This window comes from Streptomyces sp. NPDC018947 (genome assembly GCF_044390505.1).
Lineage (GTDB): Bacteria > Actinomycetota > Actinomycetes > Streptomycetales > Streptomycetaceae > Streptomyces.
Map to the genome: position 1 here is coordinate 69,296 of NZ_JBIRZD010000023.1, position 22,137 is coordinate 91,432.

Annotated in this window: 23 protein-coding genes; 5 read left to right on the top strand and 18 right to left on the bottom strand. The window is 73.4% G+C overall.

From position 1 onward, the window contains the following. The first annotated feature begins 85 nt into the window (after nt 1–85). A complete protein-coding gene (locus ACH499_RS32375) occupies nt 86–1,102 on the top strand; it encodes a phosphatase PAP2 family protein (protein WP_356204611.1) in 1,017 nt (338 codons plus the stop codon). Between the two features lie 97 nt (nt 1,103–1,199). Here ACH499_RS32375 and ACH499_RS32380 read toward each other — a convergent pair whose 3' ends face one another. From ACH499_RS32380 to ACH499_RS32390, 3 genes are all read right to left on the bottom strand, one after another. Continuing rightward, a complete protein-coding gene (locus ACH499_RS32380) occupies nt 1,200–1,415 on the bottom strand; it encodes an I78 family peptidase inhibitor (RefSeq protein ID WP_356204608.1) in 216 nt (71 codons plus the stop codon). Nucleotides 1,416–1,726: 311 nt separating this feature from the next. Beyond that, entirely contained in the window at nt 1,727–2,722 is a 996-nt protein-coding gene (locus tag ACH499_RS32385; protein ID WP_399020384.1) for a helix-turn-helix transcriptional regulator, read from the bottom strand. 28 nt (nt 2,723–2,750) lie between these two features. Next, on the bottom strand, nt 2,751–3,560 hold the full coding sequence (locus tag ACH499_RS32390; RefSeq protein WP_399020386.1) for a hypothetical protein: 810 nt from the start codon (nt 3,558–3,560) through the stop codon (nt 2,751–2,753). 379 nt (nt 3,561–3,939) lie between these two features. Between ACH499_RS32390 and ACH499_RS32395 the strand changes: the two genes are divergently transcribed. Further along, nucleotides 3,940–4,734, top strand: coding sequence for a hypothetical protein (locus ACH499_RS32395; protein ID WP_356204603.1), 795 nt, complete (start codon nt 3,940–3,942; stop codon nt 4,732–4,734). 73 nt (nt 4,735–4,807) lie between these two features. After that, a complete protein-coding gene (locus tag ACH499_RS32400) occupies nt 4,808–5,125 on the top strand; it encodes a hypothetical protein (protein ID WP_356204600.1) in 318 nt (105 codons plus the stop codon). 57 nt (nt 5,126–5,182) lie between these two features. On the opposite strand, the gene der is transcribed toward ACH499_RS32400, so the two are convergent. The 5 genes from der to aroH all read right to left on the bottom strand — a co-directional run bounded on the left by der (nt 5,183) and on the right by aroH (nt 9,647). Further along, on the bottom strand, nt 5,183–6,661 hold the full coding sequence (gene der, locus ACH499_RS32405) for a ribosome biogenesis GTPase Der (RefSeq protein ID WP_356204597.1): 1,479 nt from the start codon (nt 6,659–6,661) through the stop codon (nt 5,183–5,185). Between the two features lie 73 nt (nt 6,662–6,734). Further along, on the bottom strand, nt 6,735–7,322 hold the full coding sequence (locus ACH499_RS32410) for a lysophospholipid acyltransferase family protein (protein ID WP_356204740.1): 588 nt from the start codon (nt 7,320–7,322) through the stop codon (nt 6,735–6,737). A 62-nt stretch (nt 7,323–7,384) separates the two neighbouring features. Beyond that, nucleotides 7,385–8,080 carry a (d)CMP kinase gene (gene cmk, locus ACH499_RS32415; protein ID WP_356204594.1) on the bottom strand — a complete coding sequence of 232 codons (696 nt, stop codon included), beginning with the start codon at nt 8,078–8,080 and terminating at the stop codon, nt 7,385–7,387. Between the two features lie 122 nt (nt 8,081–8,202). Beyond that, nucleotides 8,203–9,288 (bottom strand): prephenate dehydrogenase, encoded by a 1,086-nt coding sequence (locus tag ACH499_RS32420; RefSeq protein ID WP_356204591.1) that lies wholly within the window; start codon nt 9,286–9,288, stop codon nt 8,203–8,205. Continuing rightward, nucleotides 9,285–9,647, bottom strand: coding sequence for a chorismate mutase (gene aroH / locus ACH499_RS32425; protein ID WP_356204590.1), 363 nt, complete (start codon nt 9,645–9,647; stop codon nt 9,285–9,287). The genes ACH499_RS32420 and aroH overlap by 4 nt, the downstream gene beginning before the upstream one ends. Before the next feature lie 147 nt (nt 9,648–9,794). On the opposite strand from aroH, the gene ACH499_RS32430 reads away from it, so the two are divergent. Continuing rightward, nucleotides 9,795–10,196 (top strand): Rieske (2Fe-2S) protein, encoded by a 402-nt coding sequence (locus ACH499_RS32430; protein ID WP_356204588.1) that lies wholly within the window; start codon nt 9,795–9,797, stop codon nt 10,194–10,196. A gap of 22 nt (nt 10,197–10,218) precedes the next feature. Beyond that, a complete protein-coding gene (locus ACH499_RS32435) occupies nt 10,219–10,977 on the top strand; it encodes a DNA polymerase beta superfamily protein (RefSeq protein ID WP_399020390.1) in 759 nt (252 codons plus the stop codon). Here the strand turns inward: ACH499_RS32435 and ACH499_RS32440 are convergent. From ACH499_RS32440 to ACH499_RS32485, 10 genes are all read right to left on the bottom strand, one after another. Then, the gene (locus ACH499_RS32440; RefSeq protein WP_392835848.1) at nt 10,903–11,655 is read right to left on the bottom strand and encodes a DNA polymerase beta superfamily protein; all 753 of its coding nucleotides are present in this window, start codon (nt 11,653–11,655) and stop codon (nt 10,903–10,905) included. The genes ACH499_RS32435 and ACH499_RS32440 overlap by 75 nt on opposite strands. A gap of 3 nt (nt 11,656–11,658) precedes the next feature. Beyond that, nucleotides 11,659–12,681, bottom strand: coding sequence for an ADP-ribosylglycohydrolase family protein (locus ACH499_RS32445; protein WP_399020392.1), 1,023 nt, complete (start codon nt 12,679–12,681; stop codon nt 11,659–11,661). Then, entirely contained in the window at nt 12,678–13,397 is a 720-nt protein-coding gene (locus tag ACH499_RS32450; protein WP_399020394.1) for an NUDIX hydrolase, read from the bottom strand. The genes ACH499_RS32445 and ACH499_RS32450 overlap by 4 nt, the downstream gene beginning before the upstream one ends. A 71-nt stretch (nt 13,398–13,468) precedes the next feature. Further along, complete coding sequence (locus tag ACH499_RS32455) at nt 13,469–14,584, bottom strand: pseudouridine synthase (RefSeq protein WP_399020396.1); 1,116 nt, start codon at nt 14,582–14,584, stop codon at nt 13,469–13,471. After that, entirely contained in the window at nt 14,584–15,237 is a 654-nt protein-coding gene (scpB, locus tag ACH499_RS32460) for an SMC-Scp complex subunit ScpB (protein ID WP_356204574.1), read from the bottom strand. The genes ACH499_RS32455 and scpB overlap by 1 nt, the downstream gene beginning before the upstream one ends. Then, nucleotides 15,234–16,520: a segregation/condensation protein A gene (locus ACH499_RS32465; protein ID WP_399020398.1), complete on the bottom strand. Its 1,287-nt coding sequence runs from the start codon at nt 16,518–16,520 to the stop codon at nt 15,234–15,236. The genes scpB and ACH499_RS32465 overlap by 4 nt, the downstream gene beginning before the upstream one ends. Nucleotides 16,521–16,538: 18 nt before the next feature. Further along, on the bottom strand, nt 16,539–17,102 hold the full coding sequence (locus ACH499_RS32470) for a hypothetical protein (protein ID WP_356204568.1): 564 nt from the start codon (nt 17,100–17,102) through the stop codon (nt 16,539–16,541). Then, entirely contained in the window at nt 17,087–18,217 is a 1,131-nt protein-coding gene (locus ACH499_RS32475; RefSeq protein WP_356204565.1) for a ParA family protein, read from the bottom strand. Before ACH499_RS32475 ends, ACH499_RS32470 begins: the two co-directional genes overlap by 16 nt. Nucleotides 18,218–18,629: 412 nt before the next feature. Next, nucleotides 18,630–19,754 (bottom strand): alanine dehydrogenase, encoded by a 1,125-nt coding sequence (ald, locus tag ACH499_RS32480; RefSeq protein WP_356204562.1) that lies wholly within the window; start codon nt 19,752–19,754, stop codon nt 18,630–18,632. A gap of 134 nt (nt 19,755–19,888) precedes the next feature. Then, the gene (locus ACH499_RS32485) at nt 19,889–21,919 is read right to left on the bottom strand and encodes a tetratricopeptide repeat protein (RefSeq protein WP_399020401.1); all 2,031 of its coding nucleotides are present in this window, start codon (nt 21,917–21,919) and stop codon (nt 19,889–19,891) included. Nucleotides 21,920–22,137 lie beyond the last annotated feature (218 nt).

The following is a 22,137-nucleotide window of genomic DNA, read 5'->3' on the forward strand; positions in this document are numbered from 1 at the left end:
CCTGAGAGGAATCCCACATCACATCGTCATCACAAACCCGTTGTTCCGTCGGGGATCACTCCTCACTCGCTGTAACGTCGATTGGGTGCGTACCGAACGGAACCTCACCCGTCTGGACCGGGTGTTCGCGAGACTGGACCGGGAGCCGGAACGACCGGCCCACCTAGATGTGCCGGAGATGAGCCGGCACCGCATTGCGCTGTTCGCCGGCACCCTGGCGTTCTATATCGCGATCGTGTGGGCCGTGCTGATCACCTCGTGGCTGGTCCGGCTCGACTGGCAGGTCATGTTCTTCCGGCCGTACCAGCAGTGGCCCGAGATCCACGCCTTCGTCGACTACTACGTGGTGCTCGGCCAGCGCGGCCCCACCGCGGTGATGGTCGCGGCCTGGCTCGGCTGGCGCTCCTGGCGGCAGCACACGCTGCGTCCCCTGCTCGCGCTCGGCACCTCGCTCCTGCTGCTGAACGTCACCGTGGGTGCCGCCAAGATCGGCATGGGCCGTCTGGGGCCGCACTACGCGACCACGATCGGCTCGAACGAGATGTGGCTCGGCGGCGATATATTTCCGAGCGGTCACACCGCGAACGCCGTGGTCACCTGGGGAATCCTGGCCTACCTGGCCTCCACGCCGAGGGCCCGGCGCTGGCTGTCGGCGCTGTCGGCGGTCACCTCGCTCGGGGTGGGGATGTCCACCGTCTACCTCGGGACGCACTGGCTCAGCGACGTGCTCCTGGGCTGGACGGCGGGGCTGCTGATCCTGCTGGCGCTGCCCTGGTTCGAGCCGCTGATCACCCGCGCGGAGGCCTGGATCCTCGGCCTGCGGGGCCACTGGTCCGCCCGGCTCGGCCGTCAGCGGCCCGCGAAGGAGCCGGTCACCGCCCCGGTGGTGCTCACGCACGCCGTCCACGACCGGGAGGACGCCCCGGCGCGCGAGCCGGTCGCCACGCAGCCGTGCACCCGGGCCCCGGTGTACCTGGCTCCGGGCCCGCACACGGCCCGCTCGGACCGCGCCCCGGTCGCACCGGCCGGCAGCCGCCGTCCGCCGCACCCGGACCGCCATCCGCGCAGCACGGCCCCGGCACGGCCCGTGTCGGGCGGCTGACCGCCCCGCCGGCACGCGGGTCCGGTACGCACACCCCGCCCGCGCGGCACGACGGCCCCGGTCCTCCCCGAAGGAGGGCCGGGGCCGTCGACGTGTGTCAGCCCTTCCAGGCGCGGGCCACGCGGCCGTCCTTCACCTCGAAGTTGAGCCGGCCCACGCGGTACTCCATGGTGATGACCGTCCCCGGGGCCAGCGACCGCACCGTCGACCAGCCCCTCTCCCGCGCACGCCGTTCGGCGGCGCCGGAATCGAGGCCCACGTATGCGTCCGGACTGTCCTGCGGTTCGGCCGGGGGTGTCGGAATCGGTGCCATGTCACCACGCTATGCCCTGCCCCACCACCGGGGAACCCCCGGCCCGTAACCGCGACCGCCCGGGAACCTACGGTCACATTTCTGTCACAGGATCACGGTGTGCGTTCCGGCGGAAATCCGTCACCCGTACGGACGTATCCGGCCGCCTCCCTCTCTCTTTACGCGGCAATTCCCGCGCCCCGCACCGACCCCTCGAATAGGAGAACGAGAAAGGCCGCCGAAGCGCCCCGGTTCGGTCGCGCATTCCCCTCCGGGCGGGCGCGAACGGACGTGCGAACTTCGGGCGCCTGCACAGAAAACACATATTTGGCTCACACTTCCTCCGGGCCGGGCCCGCCCGCCCCGGGGCGCGCCAGGGAGCGCCCCAGCCGGCCGTGCGCCGCCCGGATCGCCTCGGTCAGGGCGGCGGGCTCCAGCACCTCGAAGTCGAAGCCGGTCGCCATCAGGTGCAGCGCCATCACGTCCGGGCTCGCCGCGCCGGTGCGCAGCAGGCAGCTCTTGGGGCCCTCCGCCTCCAGCACCCCCGCGGTCGGCGAGACGCGCTCGGCGGCCTCCTCGAGGGGCACCAGCAGCCGCACGGTCGCGCGGGTGGCGTACACGCGCGTGGAGACCCCCTCGGAGACGTACGCGGCCAGGTCCTCGGCGGGCGGCTCGCGCGGGGCGAAGCGCGGGCCGTGCGGCGGCTGCGGCGTGACGCGGTCCGCCCGGAAGGTGCGCCAGTCCGCGCGGTCGAGGTCGAAGGCGACGAGGTACCAGCGCCGCTCGGAGCAGACCAGGCGGTACGGCTCGACGACGCGGCGGGTCTCGGCGCCGTCGTGCCCGCGGTAGGCGAAGCGCAGCGTCTCCCCGTCCCGGCACAGGTGGGCCAGCTCGGTGAGGACGGCGGGGTCGACGCTGGAGGAACCCGGGGCGCGCAGCATCGGCACGGTGAAGGCGTTGAGGGCGCCCACCCGGCGGCGCAGCCGGTCCGGCAGCACCTGCTCCAGCTTGGCCAGCGCCCGTACGGAACTCTCGCCGATGCCCTCGACGCCCTGCCCGGCGGCCGTGCGCAGCCCGACGGCGACCGCGACGGCCTCGTCGTCGTCCAGGAGCAGCGGCGGGAGGCGGGCTCCCGCGCCGAGCCGGTAGCCGCCGCCGGTGCCGGGGCTGGCGTTGACGGGGTAGCCCAGTTCGCGCAGCCGGTCCACGTCCCGGCGCACGGTGCGCGGGGAGACGCCGAGGCGCTCGGCCAGGTCGGCGCCGGACCACTCGCGGTGGGCCTGGAGCAGGGAGAGCAGGCGCAGCAGGCGCGCGGAGGTCTCGAGCATGGGGCGATTCTCCTGCTGTCCGCGACCGTCAGGGGGCCAGCGGGGTGACGGACACCGACAGGTCGTTGTCCCTCGTGTAGCAGGGGCCGGCCGCGACCGGCCCGTACGGCGTCTCCACACGCGCGGGCGGACCGACGAGGACGGGGTGCTTGTCGGCGACGTCGTCCAGCAGCCGGGCGACGCGCACGGAGGGGCCGGACTCCCCGGCGGGCCGCAGCCACAGGTCCCACATGCCCGGCGCGAGGGTGGCGTAGCCGACCGTGAGCCGGAAGTCCGCCCGGTCGCGGCTCACGTCGAGCCGGTGCGTCGCACCCTCTCCCGTCCCCGGCCTGGCGCGCAGCTCGGCGTGGGCGCCGGCGCCGAGCGGGCTGCCGTACACCCGCCCCCGCACGGTCAGCGCGTCGTCCTCGTGGCCCAGTCCGGCCGCCTCGGCGTGCGGGGCGCGCAGCCAGCTCCGGACGGTGAGCCCGCCCTGCCGGCCCGCGTAGGGGATGCGGACGGCGACATGGCCGAGCAGGCCGCTCGGGGTGCGCTCGGCGAGGGGGCGCAGGTCGGTGACGCCGGGGACCAGGCGGCGCGGCTCGCCGCCGGACACGCGCGCGTACGCGTCCCAGCGGCCCTCGGGCAGGGCGACGCTGCTGGGCAGGGCGGCGCGCAGCCGGCCCTCGTCGATCGGGGCGAGCGGCAGGCCGACCTCGTCCCCGGCGCCCTGGCGGCGCAGCACCAGGTGGGCCGTGGCGGTGCCGCCGTGCACGGCGACGTCGAAGGTCAGGCCACCCGCGGAGTCGGCGATGCAGTCGGCGCGCAGCGGGGCGGCCGAGGATGCCGGCGGCGTCATTGCGGTGCGGTCCTCCCTGGGCTGTCCGTCGTCCGGTTAGACCCGGAACCCGGCCTTCTGGTTGTCCGTGTCCGATTGCGATGTGGTCACGGACGACAGGGTCCCGGGCCGGGGATTTCCTGATTTGTCGACGTACCGATCCGACGACCTTCGGCACGTTCGCCCTGCTCAACGCCCTTGTCGCCGCGCCCACTTGACGGACGGCGAGACGCTCCGGGGCCGGCCGGGACCGCCGTCGGGCGGTTCGATTCCGTTCACCGGGGAGCGTGACCCGCGCCGCGGATCGCCCGTTGTCTTCAGCATGAGCCGGGGACCCACCCCGACCGCGGGCCGGGAGCCACCCGGCCCGGTCACGCACCGCATCCCGAGGGAGCCACCCGTGCCGCGCATGCTCGACGTCAGCGACGACGTACGCGCCGAGATCGGCGACGAAGAAGCCGACCGCCTGCTCGCCGGGGAGTCCGCCCCGGGCAGCTACGACTGCACGTCCTGCCGCACTCCGGGCGACTGCGAGCAGGAGCGCACCAGCACCGTTCTCTTCATCGGGGAGGAGACGGCGGTGCTCGCCTTCGCCCATGCGGGCTGCCTGCCCTCGCAGGTCGTCAAGGTCACCGAGGAACAGCTCCAGGGTGCCGTGAGGTCCATCAACGCCGACAGCGCGCCGCGGCCCGAGCAGGCCGCGCCCGAGCAGCCCGCGCCGGAGCAGGCCGTGCTCGGTGTCACCAGCGGTCTGGTCCTGATCTCCGGGGAGCTGCACCCGGCCCTCGTGGTCGAGCCGACCGCGCCCATCGTGCGGCCCGGCACGAACGGCTCGGGCGACGAGTTCCTTCCGCTCCTCGTCGAGCAGGGCTTCATGCCGGTCGCCGAGTTGTCCACCGCCCCGGCGGTGCTGCACGGCTGGTCGGTGCTGCTCGCCATGGGTCACCTCCACGCGGTGCTCCAGCCGGGGACCGACGGCGGCCGTCCGGTCGCCTGGTGGCAGGCGCACCAGCCCCTCCAGGTCACCGAGGGCTGGCGCGCGGCCGCCACCAAGCAGCAGCAGGTGCTGATGTTCGCGGCTCCGGTCGGCACGATCGGCCGCCAGCCCCGCGAGGACCTGCTGCGCGACGCGCTGGACAAGGCGGCGGCGGGCGGACGGCTCGTCGCCGCCGCGCTGCCACTGGCAGGGACCTGACCAGCGAACGCACGAGCGGCGGGCGCCTCCCTCCGGGCCGCATCCCTTCGGGCCCGGGGTCGTTTGGACATACGTGCACGCATACGACTCCTCCCACCGACCCGGTGGCCCTTCCGCCACGCCGATCTACGACGCGCTCTACGCCGAGTACGTCAGGTCCTTCCGCTCGCTGCCGGGGGATCGCAGCGGCGAGGAGGAACTGGAGTTCACCGGGTTCGGGAACATGCCCCGCGGCCGGGGCGGGTACGGCGCGTACAGCGCGGGCGCCACCAGTGCCCGGGTCGGCCAGCAGTCGCCGTGGCAGCGCGTCGGCCAGCTCGGCCCGCACGGCACCGGGACGATGCGCCACGTCCCGGCCGCGCTCCCGCCGGCCCCGCGCCGGGGCGCCTGAGCGCAGGCAGCGAGAAGGGGCGGCCCCGTCCGGGGCCGCCCCTTCTCCGTGTCCGGGCTACTTCTTCTTGGCGCCGCGCTTCTCGCGCACCCGCACCGAGATGTGGATCGGCGTCCCCTCGAAGCCGAACTCCTCGCGCAGCCGGCGCTCGATGAAGCGCCGGTAGCCGGCCTCGATGAAGCCGGAGGCGAAGAGCACGAACCGCGGCGGCTTGGTGCCCGCCTGGGTGCCGAACAGGATGCGCGGCTGCTTGCCACCCCGCACCGGGTGCGGGTGGGCGGCGACCAGCTCGCCGAGGAAGGCGTTCAGGCGGCCCGTAGGGACCCGGGTCTCCCAGCCGGCCAGGGCCGTCTCGATCGCCGGGACCAGCTTCTCCATGTGCCGTCCGGTCTGCGCCGAGACGTTCACCCGGGGCGCCCACGCGACCTGGCCGAGTTCGGTCTCGATCTCCCGCTCCAGGTAGTAGCGGCGCTCCTCGTCGAGGGTGTCCCACTTGTTGTACGCGAGGACCAGCGCGCGGCCCGCCTCGACGGCCATGGTGACGATCCGCTGGTCCTGCACGGAGATGGACTCGGAGGCGTCGATGAGGACGACGGCGACCTCCGCCTTCTCGACGGCGGCGGCGGTGCGCAGCGACGCGTAGTAGTCGGCGCCCTGCTGGAGGTGGACGCGCTTGCGGATGCCGGCGGTGTCGACGAACTTCCAGGTCTTGCCGCCCAGCTCGATCAGCTCGTCGACCGGGTCGCGGGTGGTTCCGGCGAGTTCGTTGACGACGACGCGCTCCTCGCCCGCCACCTTGTTCAGCAGCGAGGACTTGCCGACGTTGGGCCGGCCGATCAGGGCGACGCGGCGCGGGCCGCCGACGGCGGTGCCGAAGGTCTGCTCCGGGGCCTCGGGCAGGGCCTCGAGGACCTGGTCCAGCATGTCGCCGGTGCCGCGGCCGTGCAGCGCGGAGACCGGGTACGGCTCCCCCAGCCCCAGCGACCACAGGTAGGCCGCGTCGGCCTCGCCGCTCGGGCCGTCCACCTTGTTGGCGCACAGCACGACGGGCTTGCCGGCCTTGCGCAGCAGCCGTACGACCGCCTCGTCGGTGTCGGTGGCGCCGACCTTGGCGTCCACGACGAAGACGACCGCGTCGGCCGCCTCGATCGCGTACTCGGCCTGGGCGGCCACGGAGGCGTCGATGCCGAGGACGTCCTGCTCCCAGCCGCCGGTGTCGACGACCTTGAAGCGGCGGCCCGCCCACTCGGCCTCGTAGGTGACGCGGTCGCGGGTGACGCCGGGCTTGTCCTCGACGACCGCCTCGCGGCGGCCGATGATGCGGTTCACCAGGGTCGACTTGCCGACATTGGGGCGGCCGACGACGGCGAGGACGGGCAGCGGGCCGTGCCCGGCCGCCTCGATCGCGCCCTCGACGTCCGCGAGGTCGAAGCCCTCTTCCGCGGCGAGCTCCATGAACTGCGCGTATTCGGCGTCGCCAAGCGCCCCGTGGTCGTGCTCCTCGCCCGAACCCTCGGAGTGGATGTCGTCGTTCATGAAGTCCGTACCTCGTTCATCGTGGTGATCGGTGGAACACCCTGTACCGGGTGATCCACTACTCAAGTGTCGCCTAGCGGCCGGTGAGCCGCCTGGCGTTTTCCAGGTGCGCGGTGAGCTGCTTCTGGATGCGTTCGGTGGCCTCGTCCAGCGCCTTGCGCGTACGCCGGCCGTCGGGGTCTCCCGCCTCGAAGGGGTCGCCGAAGACGACGTCGACGCGCGAGCGCAGGGGCGGCAGCGCCTTTATCAACCGTCCGGGCCGCTCGGAACTTCCCAGGACGGCCACGGGGACGATCGGGGCGCCGCCGCGTACGGCGAAGTACGCGAGCCCGGCGCGCAGCGAGGCGAAGTCGCCCTCGCCGCGGGTGCCCTCCGGGAAGATGCCGAGCACACCGCCGTCCCGGAGCACGGACAGTGCCCGGGCGATGGCCGTGCGGTCGGTGGACTCGCGGTCCACCTCGATCTGGCCGATGCCGGTCAGGAACCGTCCGAGCGGCCCGACGAACGCCTCCTTCTTGATCAGGAAGTGCGTCGGCCGGGGCGCGACGCCCATGACCATGGGGCCGTCGATGTTGTGCGCGTGGTTCACGGCGAAGATCAGCGGGCCGGTGGCGGGCACCCGCCAGGCGCCGAGCACCCGCGGCTTCCACAGGCCGTACATCAGGCCGACGCCGATGCGCCGCCCGACCTCGGCGCCCTGCTCGGAGGGAACGGGGGGTGAGGTCACTTACCCGCCCGCTTCTCCTCGACGAGGGTGACGACGCACTCGATGACCTGCGCGAGGGTGAGATCGGTGGTGTCCACCTCGACCGCGTCGTCCGCCTTGGCGAGCGGCGAGGTCTTGCGGCTGGAGTCGGCCGCGTCCCGCTTGATCAGGGCCTCGCGGGTGGCCTGCACGTCGGCGCCCTTGAGTTCGCCGCTGCGGCGTGCGGCGCGGGCCTCCGGGGAGGCGGTCAGGAAGATCTTCAGGTCGGCGTCCGGCAGCACGGTCGTGCCGATGTCGCGGCCCTCGACGACGATGCCCCCCTCGGCGGCGGCGGCGATGGTGCGCTGCAGCTCGGTGATCCGGGCGCGCACCTCGGGGACGGCGCTGACCGCGCTCACCCTGGAGGTGACCTCCTGGGTGCGGATCGGGCCTGCCACGTCCACGCCGTCGACCGTGATGGCCGGGGCCGACGGGTCGGTGCCGGAGATGATCTCGGGCTTGCCGGCCGCGGCGGCGACGGCGTGCGGGTCGGCTATGTCGATGCCGTTGGAGACCATCCACCACGTGATCGCCCGGTACTGGGCGCCGGTGTCCAGGTAGCTCAGGCCGAGCTGCGCGGCGACGGCCTTCGACGTGCTCGACTTGCCCGTGCCGGAGGGGCCGTCGATGGCGACAATCACGGCCGGGGCGGTCGGGGCGGCGCCGTTTTCCACGAGGGGACACCTTCCTGGTGCGGTGCGGTGGGTGGTGTGCGGGACGCGAGCGCGTCCCGCACAAGGTTACTGGGTCCGCGGGGCCCCTCCGACAGGCGCATGACCCCGCTTCGCACCACACGTCACTGGCGGATCGCCCAGCCCCTCTCCCGCAGGGCCGTGGTGAGCACGGAGGCGGCCTTCGGCTCGACCATGAGCTGCACCAGGCCGGCCTGCTGCCCGGTCGCGTGCTCGATCCGCACGTCCTCGATGTTGACGCCGGCCCGGTCCGCGTCCGCGAAGATGCGGGCGAGCTGTCCCGGCTGGTCGTCGATGAGGACGGCCACGGTCTCGTAGACGCGCGGCGCGGAGCCGTGCTTGCCGGGGACGCGGACCTGGCCCGCGTTGCCGCGTCTGAGGACGGCTTCTATGCCGGCGCTGCCCTCGCGCCGCTTGTCGTCGTCGGAGGACTGCAGGGAGCGCAGGGCCCGCACCGTCTCCTCCAGGTCGGCGGCGACGTCGCCGAGCAGGTCGGCGACCGGCCCCGGGTTCGCGGAGAGGATGTCGATCCACATGCGGGGGTCGGAGGCGGCGATCCGGGTCACGTCGCGGATGCCCTGCCCGCACAGCCGTACGGCGGCCTCCTCGGCGTGCTCCAGGCGGGCGGCGACCATGCTGGACACCAGGTGGGGCATGTGGGAGACGAGGGCGACGGCCCGGTCGTGGGCGTCGGCGTCCATCACGACCGGCACGGCGCGGCAGTGCGAGACCAGTTCGAGCGCGAGGTTGAGCACCTCGGTGTCGGTGTCGCGGGTCGGGGTCAGCACCCACGGCCGGCCCTCGAAGAGGTCGCCGGTGGCGGCCAGCGGGCCGGACTTCTCGCGCCCGGACATGGGGTGGGTGCCCAGGTACGACGTCAGGTCGACACCGCGCGCCTCCAGCTCGCGCCGGGGGCCGCCCTTGACGCTGGCCACGTCGATGTAGCCGCGGGCCGCGCCGCGGGCCATCGCCTCGGCGAGCACGTCGGCCACCAGGGCGGGCGGGGCGGCGACGACCGCGAGGTCGACGGGGCCGTCGGGGGCGGCGTCGGTGCCGGCGCCGAGCGCGGCTGCGGTGCGGGCCTGCTCGGGATCGTGGTCGGCGAGATGCACGGTGACACCCCGCTGGGTGAGGGCGAGGGCGGCCGAGGTGCCGATCAGGCCGGTTCCGATGACGAGTGCGGTTCTCACTGGGCGATGTCCTTGCGCAGGGCCGCGGCGGCGCCGAGGTAGACGTGGGAGATGTCGGAGCGGGACCGGTCGGACTCGACGTGGGCGAGGAGGCGTACGACGCGCGGCATGGCGCCCTCGACGTCGAGTTCCTGGGCGCAGATCAGCGGGACGTCGGTGATGCCCAGCTTGCGGGCGGCGGCGGCGGGGAAGTCGCTGTGCAGGTCGGGCGTGGCCGTGAACCAGATGCTGATCAGGTCGTCGGCGGTCAGCTCGTTGCGCTCCAGGACCGCCGTCAGCAGGGCCGCGACGCGCTCGTCCATGTGTCCGGCCTCGTCCCGTTCCAGTTGGACGGCGCCCCGGACCGCTCGTACCGCCACGGCGATGCTCCTCGGTGAAGTGCGTATCGGTCTTGGTCCGTCCAGCGTAGTCAGCCCGCGCGGGGCCGGTGTACGGCGCTCGCCCCCTGAGACGCTGGTGCGGTCCGAAGCCTCGCACGCATCCCTCTTCCCCCCCGGAGTGACGACATGGTTTCCAGCCCGGCCCGGCGCACGGTCCTCCTGACGACGGGCGCGGTGGCGCTCGTCGCCGGCTGCGGTGGCGGGGGCGGTACGACCGGCTCCTCCAGCGGGGCCGCCCCGGGCCGGGAACTGACGCGGACGGAGGACGTGCCGGTGGGCGGCGGCAGGATCCTCGCCGAGGAGGGGATCGTGGTGACCCAGCCGGAGCCCGGCGAGTTCAAGGCCTTCTCGGCCGTCTGCACCCACCAGGGCTGCACGGTGACGGACGTGAGCGGCGGCACGATCAACTGCGCCTGCCACGACAGCCGGTTCGGCATCGCGGACGGCGCGGTGGAGCGGGGGCCCGCCACCAGGCCGCTGCCCGAGCGGCCGATCACGGTGGAGGGAAATTCGGTCCGCCCGGCCTGACCTCCCGCGTACGCTCCCCCGCATGCGCCCCGAGTCACCCGACCCGCACACGCTGGTACGCGACCACACGGTCTACGCCTGTGTCATGGGCTCCCGTGCCTTCGGCCTGGCGACGGAGACCAGCGACACGGACCGCCGGGGCGTGTTCCTCGCCCCGACCGCCCTGTTCTGGCGTTTCGAGAAGCCGCCGACGCATGTGGAGGGGCCGGCCGAGGAGCAGTTCGCCTGGGAGCTGGAGCGCTTCTGCGAGCTGGCGCTGCGCGCGAACCCGAACATCCTGGAGTGCCTGCACTCCCCGCTCGTGGAGTACGCCGACGCCACCGGCCGCGAACTGCTGGCCCTGCGCGGGGCGTTCCTCTCCCGGCGGGTCCACGAGACGTTCACCCGCTACGCGCAGGGCCAGCGCCGCAAGCTGGACGCCGATGTGCGCACGCACGGCGCCCCGCGCTGGAAGCACGCGATGCACCTGCTGCGGCTTCTGGCGAGCGCCCGGGACCTCCTGCGCACGGGCGCGCTCACCCTCGATGTCGGCGACCTGCGCGAGCCGCTGCTCGCCGTGAAGCGCGGCGAGGTGTCCTGGCCCGAAACCGAGTCCTGGATGGCCCGCCTGGCCCGGGAGTGCGAGGAGGCCGCCCGTCGCAGCCCGCTGCCCGCCGAACCGGACCGGCGCCGCGTCGAGGACTTCCTGGTCCGCACCCGGCGTGCGTCAGCCCTCCAGCCGGACGCGTACGACGAAGTCGTGCAGGGCGTCGTGGGCGGTGGGGGCGCCGGGCAGCGCTGACGCAGCCTGCGCCTCGTCCAGGACGCCGTGCAGCCGCTCCACGTCGGCCCGCACGCGTGCGCGGTCGACACCGGCCTGCCCGTGCTCACGCTCGGCCTTGGCGGCGATCAGCTCCGCCAGGTACACCGGGGCCTCGCCGACCTCGGCGGCGAGGGTGGGCAGGTGCGGCTGCACCTCGCCGGAGCGCATCAGGTGGATGCCGGTGAGCAGCACCCGGAAGGTGTACAGCAGGGGTTTGAGCTCGCCGCTCTTCTCGAACAGCCGCCACTGCGTCCCGGCGAACCCCCGGTAGTGATGGGCGTGGTGGCCGGTGAGGACGCCCGGCGCGAGCGCGGCCAGTTCCCGGTGGGCCTCGGTGGTGTGCACGACCAGCGGCGACAGGAGCTGCTCCAGGACGTAGCCGTTGCGGCGCAGCATCAGCCGCACGAACTTGCGCAGGTCGTGCGTGACCAGGTCCATCTCGACGCCGTCCCGGTCCCACATCCGCGACCGGGTCTCCTCCGGTGCGCGCAGTCCGACCAGGTCGGCCGCGGGCAGCAGGTGGGCGCCGCGCAGGTCGACGTCCGAGTCGCGGGAGGGGAAGCCGTAGAGGTGGGCGCCGGAGACGGTCGCGAACAGCACCGGGAAGGGCTGTTCGGCCACCACCGGGGCCAGGTCGGTGTCGAGGACGTCGGTCATGGCTCAAGCGTCCCAGAGCGCGCCCAGGGCCAGCAGGTCGGACCGGTACTCGATCCGGTCGGCCCACTCGGCCGGCCAGGCGCCGGTGCCGAGGTGGGCGCCCGCGAAGGCGCCCGTGAGGCAGGCGATGGAGTCGGAGTCGCCGGAGGTGCAGGCGGCGCGGCGCAGGGCCGTCAGGGGCCCGTCGACGAAGAGCAGGAAGCTCAGCAGCCCGGCGGCCAGCGCCTCTTCCGCGATCCAGCCCGCGCCGACCGCGAGGCACGGGTCGGTCTCCGGGGAGACGGTGCGCACCGCTTCCCGGAGGCGGTCGAGGACGGCCAGGCACTCGTCCCAGCCGCGGGCGATGAAGTGCTCGGGGCCGGGGTCCTGGGCGCGGGTCCACAGGTCGCCGAGCCAGCGCTCGTGGTAGCGGGTGCGGTTGTCGTAGGCGTAGGAGCGCAGCAGCCCGACCAGTCCGGTGGGCTCGGCCCCCTCGGCGAGCAGCCGTACGGCGTGCGCGGTGAGGTCGGAGGCGGCGAGCGCGGTCGGGTGCCCGTGGGTGAGCGCGGCCTGCAACTGGGCGGCGCCGGCGCGCTGTTCGTCGCTGAGCCCGGGGACGAGTCCTATCGGTGCGACGCGCATGTTGGCGCCGCAGCCCTTGGAGTGGATCTGGCTGGCGTCCTGCCAGGGGCGGTCCTGCGCCTTGAGCAGGTCGCACGCCCTGAGACAGGTGTTGCCCGGTGCCCGGTTGTTCTCCGGCGACTGGTACCAGTCGACGAACTCCTCCCGCACCGGCCGTTCCATGCGCTTCGGCCCGAGCGGTCCCCGGTCCATCGCCGTCCGCAGTCCCCGCCCCAGCGCCAGGGTCATCTGGGTGTCGTCGGTGACGATCGCGGGCCGGGGCAGCTCCATCTGCCGCCAGGGGCCGAACGTGGCCAGGATCGACGGGACGTCGTTGAACTCGGTGGGGAAGCCCAGCGCGTCCCCGAGGGCGAGTCCGGTGAGCGCCCCGGTGGCGGCGCGCTTGGTGACGGTGGTCGTGGTCATGCGGGGCGTCCTTCCCGAGGGGTGCGGAGCAGGGGCGGGTGCAGGGAGGTGGCCGGGCCCGCGCGGTAGAGGGCGGCGGGTTTGCCCCGGCCTCCGGTCAGGCGCGCGGCGCCGGGGACCTGCTCGACGAAACCGGGGGTGGCGAGGACCTTGCGGCGGAAGTTGGGCCGGTCGAGCGGGGCCCCCCACACCGTCTCGTAGACCTGCTGGAGCTCGCCGAGCGTGAACTCGGCCGGGCAGAAGGCGGTGGCCAGGCAGGTGTACTCCAGCTTGGCGCCGACGCGCGTCCGGGCGTCGGCCAGGATGCGGTCGTGGTCGAAGGCGAGGCCGCGGGCGCTGTCGTACGGCACCCAGCGGGCCTCGGCCGCGTCGGTGCCGGCCCGCGGCTCGGGAGGGTCGGGCAGCAGCGCGGTGAAGGCGACGGAGACGACCCGCATCCGGGGGTCGCGGCCGGGCTCGCTGTAGGTCCGCAACTGTTCCAGGTGCAGCCCGCTCACGTCCGCGAGGCCGGTCTCCTCGGCCAGCTCCCGGCGGGCCGCCTCCTCCGCCGACTCCTCGGGCAGCAGAAAGCCGCCGGGCAGGGCCCAGCGGCCGGCGTACGGCTCCTCGGCCCGTTCGATCAGCAGCACCTGCAGCGCGCCCGCGCGGAGCGTGAGGACGGCGAGATCGACGGTGACGGCGAAGGGCTCGTAGGCGTGTTTGTCGTAGCCGAGCACGACCGGCCACCCCCTTAATAGTCACTGCGACTATAAAAGGGGGTGGCCGGTCGGCACAACCCTCGGGACGGCTAGAGGTCGACCTCCTGCATCAGCATCCCGACCTCGGTGTTGGACAGGCGGCGCAGCCAGCCCGACTTCTGGTCGCCCAGCGTGATCGGACCGAAGGCGGTGCGCACCAGCTTGTCGACGGGGAAGCCCGCCTCCGCCAGCATCCGGCGGACGATGTGCTTGCGGCCCTCGTGGAGGGTCACCTCGACCAGGTAGTTCTTGCCGGTCTGCTCCACGACCCGGAAGTGGTCCGCGCGCGCGTACCCGTCCTCGAGCTGGATGCCGTCCTTCAGGCGCTTGCCGAGGTCGCGCGGGATCGGGCCCACGATGTGCGCGAGGTAGGTCTTCTTCACGCCGTACTTGGGGTGGGTCAGGCGGTGCGCCAGCTCGCCGTGGTTGGTGAGCAGGATGACGCCCTCGGTCTCGGTGTCGAGCCGTCCGACGTGGAAGAGCCGGGTCTCGCGGTTGGTGACGTAGTCACCGAGGCACTGGCGCCCCTCCGGGTCCTCCATGGTGGAGACGACACCGGCGGGCTTGTTCAGCGAGAAGAACTGGTACGACTGCGTCGCGACGGTCAGCCCGTCGACCTTGACCTCGTCCTTCTCCGGGTCGACCCGCCGGCCCTGCTCCAGCACGATCTCGCCGTTGACCTCGACCCGCGCCTGCTCGATCAGCTCCTCGCAGGCCCGCCGGGAGCCGTAACCGGCGCGTGCGAGCACCTTCTGCAGCCGCTCGCCCTCCTGCTCGGCGCCGGGAAAGGTCTTGGGGAGCTTGACGTCCTTCTTGCCCGCGTACCGCTCGCGGTTGCGCTCCTCGGCCCGCGTCTCGTACTCGCGGGACGTGGCCGGGGCCGTGCGTCCCCGCGGCTGGGGCCGCTTCGGACCGCCCTTGGCGCCGCCGCGCGCCGAGCCGCCGCGCCCGGACTTGGGGCCCTCCGGGGAGGCGCCGGGACCGACGTCGTAACGGCGCTCCTCGGGGCGGGGCCTCTTCGAACGGCCGCCCTGCCTGTCGTCACGGTTGTTGCCGGCGCCGCGGTAGTTACCGCGGCCACCGCCGCTCCCGCCGCGGCCGCCGCTGTTGCCACCACGGCTCCCGCCGTTGTTTCCGCTGCTGTTCCTGCCGCTGCTGCTTCGCATCAAAGTTCCGTCTTGTCGTCTGCGTCCTCGGAATCCGGGGCGTCCGGATCGAACGACGGGACCCCTTCCAGCGTCTCGGCCTCGATCGCCGCCGCCTCCGGGAGGAAGGGCGCGAGTTCCGGGAGCTCGTCCAGGCCGCGCAGGCCCATCCGCTCCAGGAAGTAGTTCGTCGTCACGTACAGGATCGCACCTGTTTCGGGTTCCGTGCCCGCCTCCTCCACGAGACCGCGCTGGAGGAGGGTGCGCATCACGCCGTCGCAGTTCACCCCGCGCACGGCGGAGACGCGGCTGCGGCTGACCGGCTGGCGGTAGGCGACCACGGCGAGGGTCTCCAGCGCGGCCTGCGTGAGGCGGGCGTGCTGGCCGTCCAGGACGAAGCCCTCGACGGCCGCGGCGTACTCGGGCCGGGTGTAGAAGCGCCAGCCGCCCGCGACGAGCCGCAGCTCGAACCCGCGGCCCTGGACGGTGTACTCGTCGGCCAGCTCGCGCAGCGCGTCCGCGATCCGCCGCCGGGGCCGCTGCAGTAGGCGGGCGAGGTGCTCCTCGGTCGCGGGCTCGTCGACGACCATGAGGACCGCTTCGAGGGCGGGCTTGAGGTCGAGGGCGGCGACGGCGCCCGGCCCGCCCGGAACCTCCGTGGTCTCGTCACTCACTCCTGCTCCTCCTCGGTCTCGCGCGGCGCCCGGTCGAACTCGTCCGTGACCACCGCTCCCACGTCCCCGTCCCCGCCGGTCCAGCGCACCAGCAGCTCGCCGAGCGCGGTCTCCTGGTCCAGCGCGACGGCCCTCTCCCGGTACAGCTCCAGCAGGGCCAGGAAGCGGGCGACGACGGTCAGGGTGTCCCCGGTGTCGTCGACCAGGACCCGGAAGCTGGCCTCGCCCAGCTCCCGCAGCCGGGCGACGACGATCCCGGCCTGCTCCTGCACGCTGACCAGGGGCGCGTGGATGTGCTCCACGTACACCTGCGGTTTCGGCCTGGGCTGCATCGCCTTCACGGCCAGCCGGGCGAAGCCCTCGGGGCCGATGCCGATGACGACCTCGGGCAGCAGTTCGGCGTGGTGGGGCTCCAGGCCGACGGTACGGGGGTGGCGGCGGGCCTCCGCCTCGACGCGCTCGTTGAAGATCTCCGCGATCTGCTTGTACGCGCGGTACTGGAGCAGCCGCGCGAACAGCAGGTCACGGGCCTCCAGCAGCGCGAGGTCGGCCTCGTCCTCCACCTCGGCGGCCGGGAGCAGCCGGGCGGCCTTGAGGTCGAGCAGGGTGGCCGCGACGACCAGGAACTCGGTCGTCTCGTCCAGGTCCCAGTCGGGCCCCATCGCCCGGATGTGCGCCATGAACTCGTCGGTCACCCGGGACAGGGCGACCTCGGTGACGTCCATCTTGTGCTTGGCGATGAGCTGGAGCAGCAGGTCGAAGGGGCCCTCGAAGTTGGCCAGCCGTACCGTGAAGACCCCGCCGTCCGCGTCGGCGGCCTCGGCCCCGTCGTGCGGCGTGTCCTCCGGATCCCCGTGCGGGGGCTCCCCGGCCCCCGGCGGCGGGCCCGGCCCCTCCGGGACGGTGGCGGGGGCCGTCCGCACGGCTCCGGGGGCCTCCGCGGCGTTCCGCGGCGCACGCTCGGGGTCCGTGGATCCGTGCCGCGCCCCGGCCACCCCGGCCCCGGCGCTCGTCGAGGCCCCGGAACCGCCCTGCGCGGCACCCTCCCGGCCCACACGCGCCGCATCCGACCCGGCTGCCCCGCCGGGCGTCTCCCGGGCCGCGGGGACCGGTTCCGCCTCGGACACCGTCTCCGGGGTCCGGGACCCGGCGGGGGCGGGCGGCTCGGTGCCGGGCGCCGTCTCCTGGGGCGGCGGGGCCACCGGAGGCATCCCCGGGCCCCGCCCCAGCGTGCGCCGGCGGGCGGCGTGGACACCGGGGCGGGGAGCGTCGTTCGAGGTCATGGCCTCCGCAGGCTACCGCTACCGCCCGCGCAGCCGTCGTACGAGGATGCTGGCGTCCCCGCGGCTCTCGAGGTCGGCGAGGACCACGGCGACCGCCTCGCGGACGATCCGGCCGCGGTCGACGGCCAGTCCGTGCTCTCCGCGGAGCACCAGCCGGGCGTGCTCCAGGTCCATGAGCTCCTCGGCGGAGACGTACACGGTGATCTTCTCGTCGTGCCGCTCGCGGCCGCTGGGACGCCGTGCGGCGGCCCGGCCGCGCTTGCGGGGCTGGGCGGCGGCAGAACCTTCCTGCGCGCCCTTGCCCGGGCCCCGCGGGGTGCGCTCGGCGCCCCGGCTGCGCGACTCGCCGGCCGCCGCCGGTTCCGCGTCCGCCGCCGTGTGCTCGGCGCCCTCGCCGTCGCCGCCCTGGGCGGGCACCGACTGCGGGGCGTCCTCGGCGGCCGCCGGGTCGCTCTCCCCCGCCGGCGCCGGCACCCGGGCGTCGCCGCCGGCCGGCCGCCGCGGGGTGGACGCCTGAAGCGCCGTTCCCCCTGTCGTGCGGAAGAGTTCGTCGGCCCCCGGCAGACTCACTCGGCGTGACACCGGGCGAGCACCTCCCTGGCGAGCTGGCGGTAGGCGGCGGCACCGACGGAGTTGGAGGCGTACGTGGTGATCGGCTCGCCCGCGACCGTGGTCTCCGGGAAGCGGACGGTGCGCCCGATGACCGTGTGGTAGACGTGATCGTCGAACGCCTCGACGACACGCGCGAGCACCTCACGGCTGTGCACCGTGCGGGAGTCGTACATCGTGGCCAGGATGCCGTCGAGCTCCAGGTCGGGGTTGAGCCGCTCCTGGACCTTCTCGATCGTCTCGGTCAGCAGGGCCACACCGCGCAGCGCGAAGAACTCGCACTCCAGCGGCACGATCACCTTGTGCGCGGCCGTCAGGGCGTTCACCGTGAGCAGACCGAGCGAGGGCTGGCAGTCGATGACGATGTAGTCGTAGTCGTCCATCAGCGGCTTCAGCGCCCGCTGGAGCGTGGACTCGCGCGCCACCTCGCTCACGAGCTGCACCTCGGCCGCCGAGAGGTCGATGTTGCTGGGCAGCAGGTCCATGTTGGGGACCGCCGTCTTCAGCAGCACCTCGTCCGCCGCCATGCCCCGCTCCATGAGCAGGTTGTAGACGGTGAGGTCGAGTTCCATCGGGTTGACGCCGAGGCCGACCGACAGCGCGCCCTGCGGGTCGAAGTCGACGAGCAGCACACGGCGCCCGTACTCGGCGAGCGCGGCACCCAGGTTGATGGTCGACGTGGTCTTGCCCACGCCGCCCTTCTGGTTGCACATGGCGATGATCTTCGCGGGGCCGTGATCGGTCAGCGGGCCCGGGATCGGGAAGTACGGCAGCGGGCGTCCGGTCGGACCGATGCGCTCACGGCGCTGACGGGCCGCGTCGGGCGCGAGCGTCGCCGCGTACTCGGGATCGGGCTCGTACTCCGCATCCGGGTCGTAGAAGTGCCCCTCGGGCAGTTCGTCGTAGTCGGCGAAGTGGTTGCGGGGCGCGCCACTTCCGTCGCCGGCCATGGCGTTCACGTGTTGGCCATCCATACTCATGTGTGCTGTCCGAGTCGCCTGCGGACTCTGGTGGGCGGCTGCGAAGGTGCGTACAGCGACGGAGCCGACAGCCTCGAGACGCCCGGGGCCTTCGGCCCGTGCAGGCATTCCTGGTTGACCACCCCCGGGAGTAAATGTCGACTCATTCACAAGTCGTCTTACCTCCTTGGTGACCAGGTAACTTCTAGACAGGTCAGCGTGGCACCATGCCGACGTTCGGCGACTCTATGGCGTGTCGGCCGTCCGCAGCAACACAATCCGCCGGACCCGGCCCGATGTGTCGGCTATGGAACACCCCCCTGTCAAGGGCGTAGGGCCGTCGCACAGCAGGTTTCACCGGTGCGCGAATCGGTTGAAGCGTTACGTTCGAGGCGAGTTGGCCGAGAATCGCAAAGTGACCATACACACACCCGGCCGGACCTTGTCGGGCAAGGTCCGGCCGGGTGGGCGAGGTTGACGGCGACTGTTGACGTATCGCCTTTACGAGGTGACAACTTGGCCGACGCGCCTGCCGCGGGGCTCAGGCGAGCAGCGAGTCCAGCTCGACGTGCTCCAGGCCGTGGGCCTCGGCGACCTCCTTGTAAACGACCTTGCCGTCATGGGTGTTGAGACCCTTGGCCAGCGCGGGGTCGCGGCGCAGCGCCTCGACCCAGCCGCGGTTGGCCAGCTCCACGATGTACGGCAGCGTGGCGTTGGTCAGCGCGTAGGTGGAGGTGTTCGGCACGGCGCCGGGCATGTTGGCGACGCAGTAGAAGACCGAGTTGTGGACCGGGAAGGTCGGCTCGGCGTGCGTGGTCGGGTGGGAGTCCTCGAAGCAGCCGCCCTGGTCGATGGCGATGTCGACAAGGACACTTCCGGGCTTCATCCGGGAGACCAGCTCGTTGCTGACCAGCTTCGGGGCCTTGGCGCCCGGGATCAGGACGGCGCCGATCACGAGGTCGGCCTCCAGGCAGGCCTTCTCCAGCTCGAAGGCGTTGGAGACGACGGTCTGGATCTTCGTCCCGAAGATCTTGTCGGCCTCCTTGAGCTTGTTGATGTCCTTGTCGAGCAGGGTCACGTGGAAGCCCAGGCCGATGGCGATCTGCGCGGCGTTCCAGCCGGAGACGCCGCCGCCGATGACGACGGCCTTGCCGGCCAGCACGCCGGGGACGCCGCCGGGCAGCACGCCGCGGCCGCCGTTGGCGGCCATCAGGTGGTAGGCGCCGACCTGCGGGGCCAGGCGGCCCGCGACCTCGGACATCGGGGCGAGCAGCGGCAGGGCGCGGTTCGGGAGCTCGACCGTCTCGTAGGCGATCGCGGTGGTGCCGGACTCGATCAGGGCGTCCGTGCACTCCTTGGAGGCGGCCAGGTGCAGGTAGGTGAAGAGCGTCTGGTCCTTGCGGAGGCGGTGGTACTCCTCGGCGACCGGCTCCTTGACCTTCAGCAGCAGATCGGCGGCGGCCCAGACCTCGTCCGCGGTGTCGAGTATCTGCGCGCCTGCGGCGACGTACTCGTCGTTGGGGATCGAGGAACCGACGCCGGCGTCGCGCTCGACGACGACCTGGTGACCGTGGCGCACCAGCTCATGCACGCCGGCGGGGGTGATGGCCACCCGGAACTCGTTGTTCTTGACCTCGCGGGGGATGCCGACCTTCACGTGGATCACGGTCCTTGGCTCAGAGAATGGGGCTATTACATGGCATACCCGTTCAAGCTAGGGCACACCTGGGGAGACCGCAGAAGAACGTGCGGCAGAGCCAGTCTAATGAAGGTGTTCCCGCTGTCTAGCCTTTCAAAGCATCAATCTCCAGAGGAAGCGCTGCGGATTTCGCAGGCATCTTCCGGTTCTTCCCTCAGCATGCGTTCTGCGGCAGTCCGGTGCAGACCGGCCGCCGCGGGGTCGCCGAGGCGGTCGAGGGTGTCGGCGAGCCTGATGTGCAGCGCGGCCTGGAGCCGGGTGTCCTCCGCCCGCCGCGCCCACTCGACGGCCTCCTGGCAGGTGCGCAGCGCTTCCGCGGGGCGTCCGGCGTACTCCTGGACGCGGGCCAGTTCACTCAACGCCCGTGCGTGGGCGGCCACATCGCCGCTCCTGCGGTGCCCGGCGACCGCCGCCCGCCAGCCCCGCACCGCTTCGCCGTAGCGGCCGGCGTAGGTGTGGGCGGTGGCGATGCGGCCGTAGATGCGGGCGGCGTCCTCGCGCTCGTTGCGCGCGAGCCGCTGGGCCAGGGCGCGGCCGAACCAGTCGGCGGCCCGGTCGTAGTCCCCCAGCTCCAGGTGGGCGCCGCCTACGGATTCCATCGCGCGGCCGGTCGCGTACGGGTCGTCCGCCGCCCGTCCGGCGTCCAGCGCGGCCCGGTAGCGCACCAGCGCCTCGGCGGTGCGGCCGGTACGGGCGTCCAGGTCGCCCAGGTTCAGCAGGGCCGCCGCCTTCTCGCGGGGCAGGTCGCGGCGCTCGGCCACGTCGAGGACGAGCCGGTGGACGCCGTACAGGTCGGCGGCCGCCGCCTGGGTTCCGAAGTGGGCCACCATGGCGCGCACGAGCTGGGACATCAGCCTGCGGGCGAGGGTGTCCAGCTCTCCGTCGGCGACCGCGAGGCGGGCCGCGGCGAGCAGGGCGGGCCTGCGGACGCTCAGCCATTCGGCGGCGGCCCTCGGCGTGGGGAAGCGCAGGGCGCGCGGCATCCCGCCGAGCTTCTCCCGGGCCCGGTCGCTGTCGGTCTCGGTGATCGCCCGGCAGGACTGGAGCAGGCGCACGGTGCGCTCGAGCATCCGGGCGCGGGCGAGCTGGAGCTCGGCGGGCCGGTCGTGCTTGTCGGCGAGGGCGCGCAGCAGCGGGTACAGGCAGCCGGGGACCTCGTACTGCGGCAGCGGCGAGCCGGCGACCGGGTGCAGCAGGCCGAGGGCCGTGAAGTCCTCCAGGGCGGTGCGGGCGCCGGCCACCGAGCAGCCGGCGAGCGCCGAGGCGGTGTGCGGGTCGACCAGCCCGGCGGGGGCGAGGGAGAGCAGGCGCAGGGTCCGGGCGGCCGAGGCGGACAGCGCCGCGTAGGTGAGGTGGAAGACGCGGCTGAGCGGGGTCCCCTGGTCGTCCGCGGCGTGCAGGTGCTTGGCGAGGTCGGCGACGGCCGCCTTGGGTCGCGCGGCGAGCCAGCCCCCGGCCAGGGTGAGGACGGCGGGCTGGGCCTGGCAGACCTCGACGAGCTGCTCGGCGGCGCGGGGGTCGACGGTGATGCGGACCGAGCCGGTGTACCGCGACAGCAGCTCCACGGCCGACTTGGTGTCCAGGCCCCCCAGCGTGCACGGGCGGACGTCCGCGATGCCGGTCAGCGGGCCCTGGGCGACGGCGACGGCGAGGCAGTCAGGGGTGTCCGGGAGCAGGGCGTCGACCTGCTCGGCGTCGGCGGCGTCGTCGAGCAGGAGCAGGACCCGGCGGTCGGCGAGGGCCTCGCGCAGCGCCGCGGTGAGGTCGTCCTCGTCGGCGCCGGGCGCGACGGTGCGGTCCAGTTCGGCGAGGAGTTCGCGGGCGAGTCGCGCGACGGGCACGCGGCTGCCGTCGGGCTCGCTCAGCCGGGCGCGCAGGACCCCGTCGGGGTAACGGTCCGCGACCCGGGCGACGAGCTCCGCGGCGAGCGCGGTGCGTCCGGAGCCGGGCCTGCCCGCGATCAGCAGCACCCGCGCGCGGGGGGCCTTGCGGCCGGAGAGCGTGTCCAGACCGGCGCGTTCGATGTCGGCGCGCAGCTCCTTCAACTCCCGGTCACGGCCCAGGAAACGACTCTCCTCAGCAGGGTCGCCCGACAGCCGCACGCCGTCCGTCTCCACCGCCTGATCCGTCACGGGCCACACTCCCGATCCCACCGCACGCCGGCGCCCGCCGGAACTCCGGTTCGGGCGGTTTCCGAGCCTAGTTCACGCTCTGCTACGGACCGTGCGGAGCGCGGCGGGGGCATCCCCCGATCGGATCAGCCGATGGTCACACCACACGGGCCCGGGTGTGCCGTACGGGTCCCTCCGGGGCCTCCCACCGGCCGGACAGGGGCCTGCGGCGGCGTCCC

Excerpts from the sequence above, each read along its gene's own strand:
- ACH499_RS32380 (WP_356204608.1), bottom strand. The coding sequence starts at position 1,415 with ATGGCACCGATTCCGACACCCCCGGCCGAACCGCAGGACAGTCCGGAC.
- ACH499_RS32385 (WP_399020384.1), bottom strand. The coding sequence starts at position 2,722 with ATGCTCGAGACCTCCGCGCGCCTGCTGCGCCTGCTCTCCCTGCTCCAG.
- ACH499_RS32390 (WP_399020386.1), bottom strand. The coding sequence starts at position 3,560 with ATGACGCCGCCGGCATCCTCGGCCGCCCCGCTGCGCGCCGACTGCATC.
- der (WP_356204597.1), bottom strand. The coding sequence starts at position 6,661 with ATGAACGACGACATCCACTCCGAGGGTTCGGGCGAGGAGCACGACCAC.
- ACH499_RS32410 (WP_356204740.1), bottom strand. The coding sequence starts at position 7,322 with ATGTACGGCCTGTGGAAGCCGCGGGTGCTCGGCGCCTGGCGGGTGCCC.
- ACH499_RS32430 (WP_356204588.1), top strand. The coding sequence starts at position 9,795 with ATGGTTTCCAGCCCGGCCCGGCGCACGGTCCTCCTGACGACGGGCGCG.
- ACH499_RS32435 (WP_399020390.1), top strand. The coding sequence starts at position 10,219 with ATGCGCCCCGAGTCACCCGACCCGCACACGCTGGTACGCGACCACACG.
- ACH499_RS32440 (WP_392835848.1), bottom strand. The coding sequence starts at position 11,655 with ATGACCGACGTCCTCGACACCGACCTGGCCCCGGTGGTGGCCGAACAG.
- ACH499_RS32445 (WP_399020392.1), bottom strand. The coding sequence starts at position 12,681 with ATGACCACGACCACCGTCACCAAGCGCGCCGCCACCGGGGCGCTCACC.
- ACH499_RS32455 (WP_399020396.1), bottom strand. The coding sequence starts at position 14,584 with ATGCGAAGCAGCAGCGGCAGGAACAGCAGCGGAAACAACGGCGGGAGC.
- ACH499_RS32465 (WP_399020398.1), bottom strand. The coding sequence starts at position 16,520 with ATGACCTCGAACGACGCTCCCCGCCCCGGTGTCCACGCCGCCCGCCGG.
- ACH499_RS32475 (WP_356204565.1), bottom strand. The coding sequence starts at position 18,217 with ATGCCTGCACGGGCCGAAGGCCCCGGGCGTCTCGAGGCTGTCGGCTCC.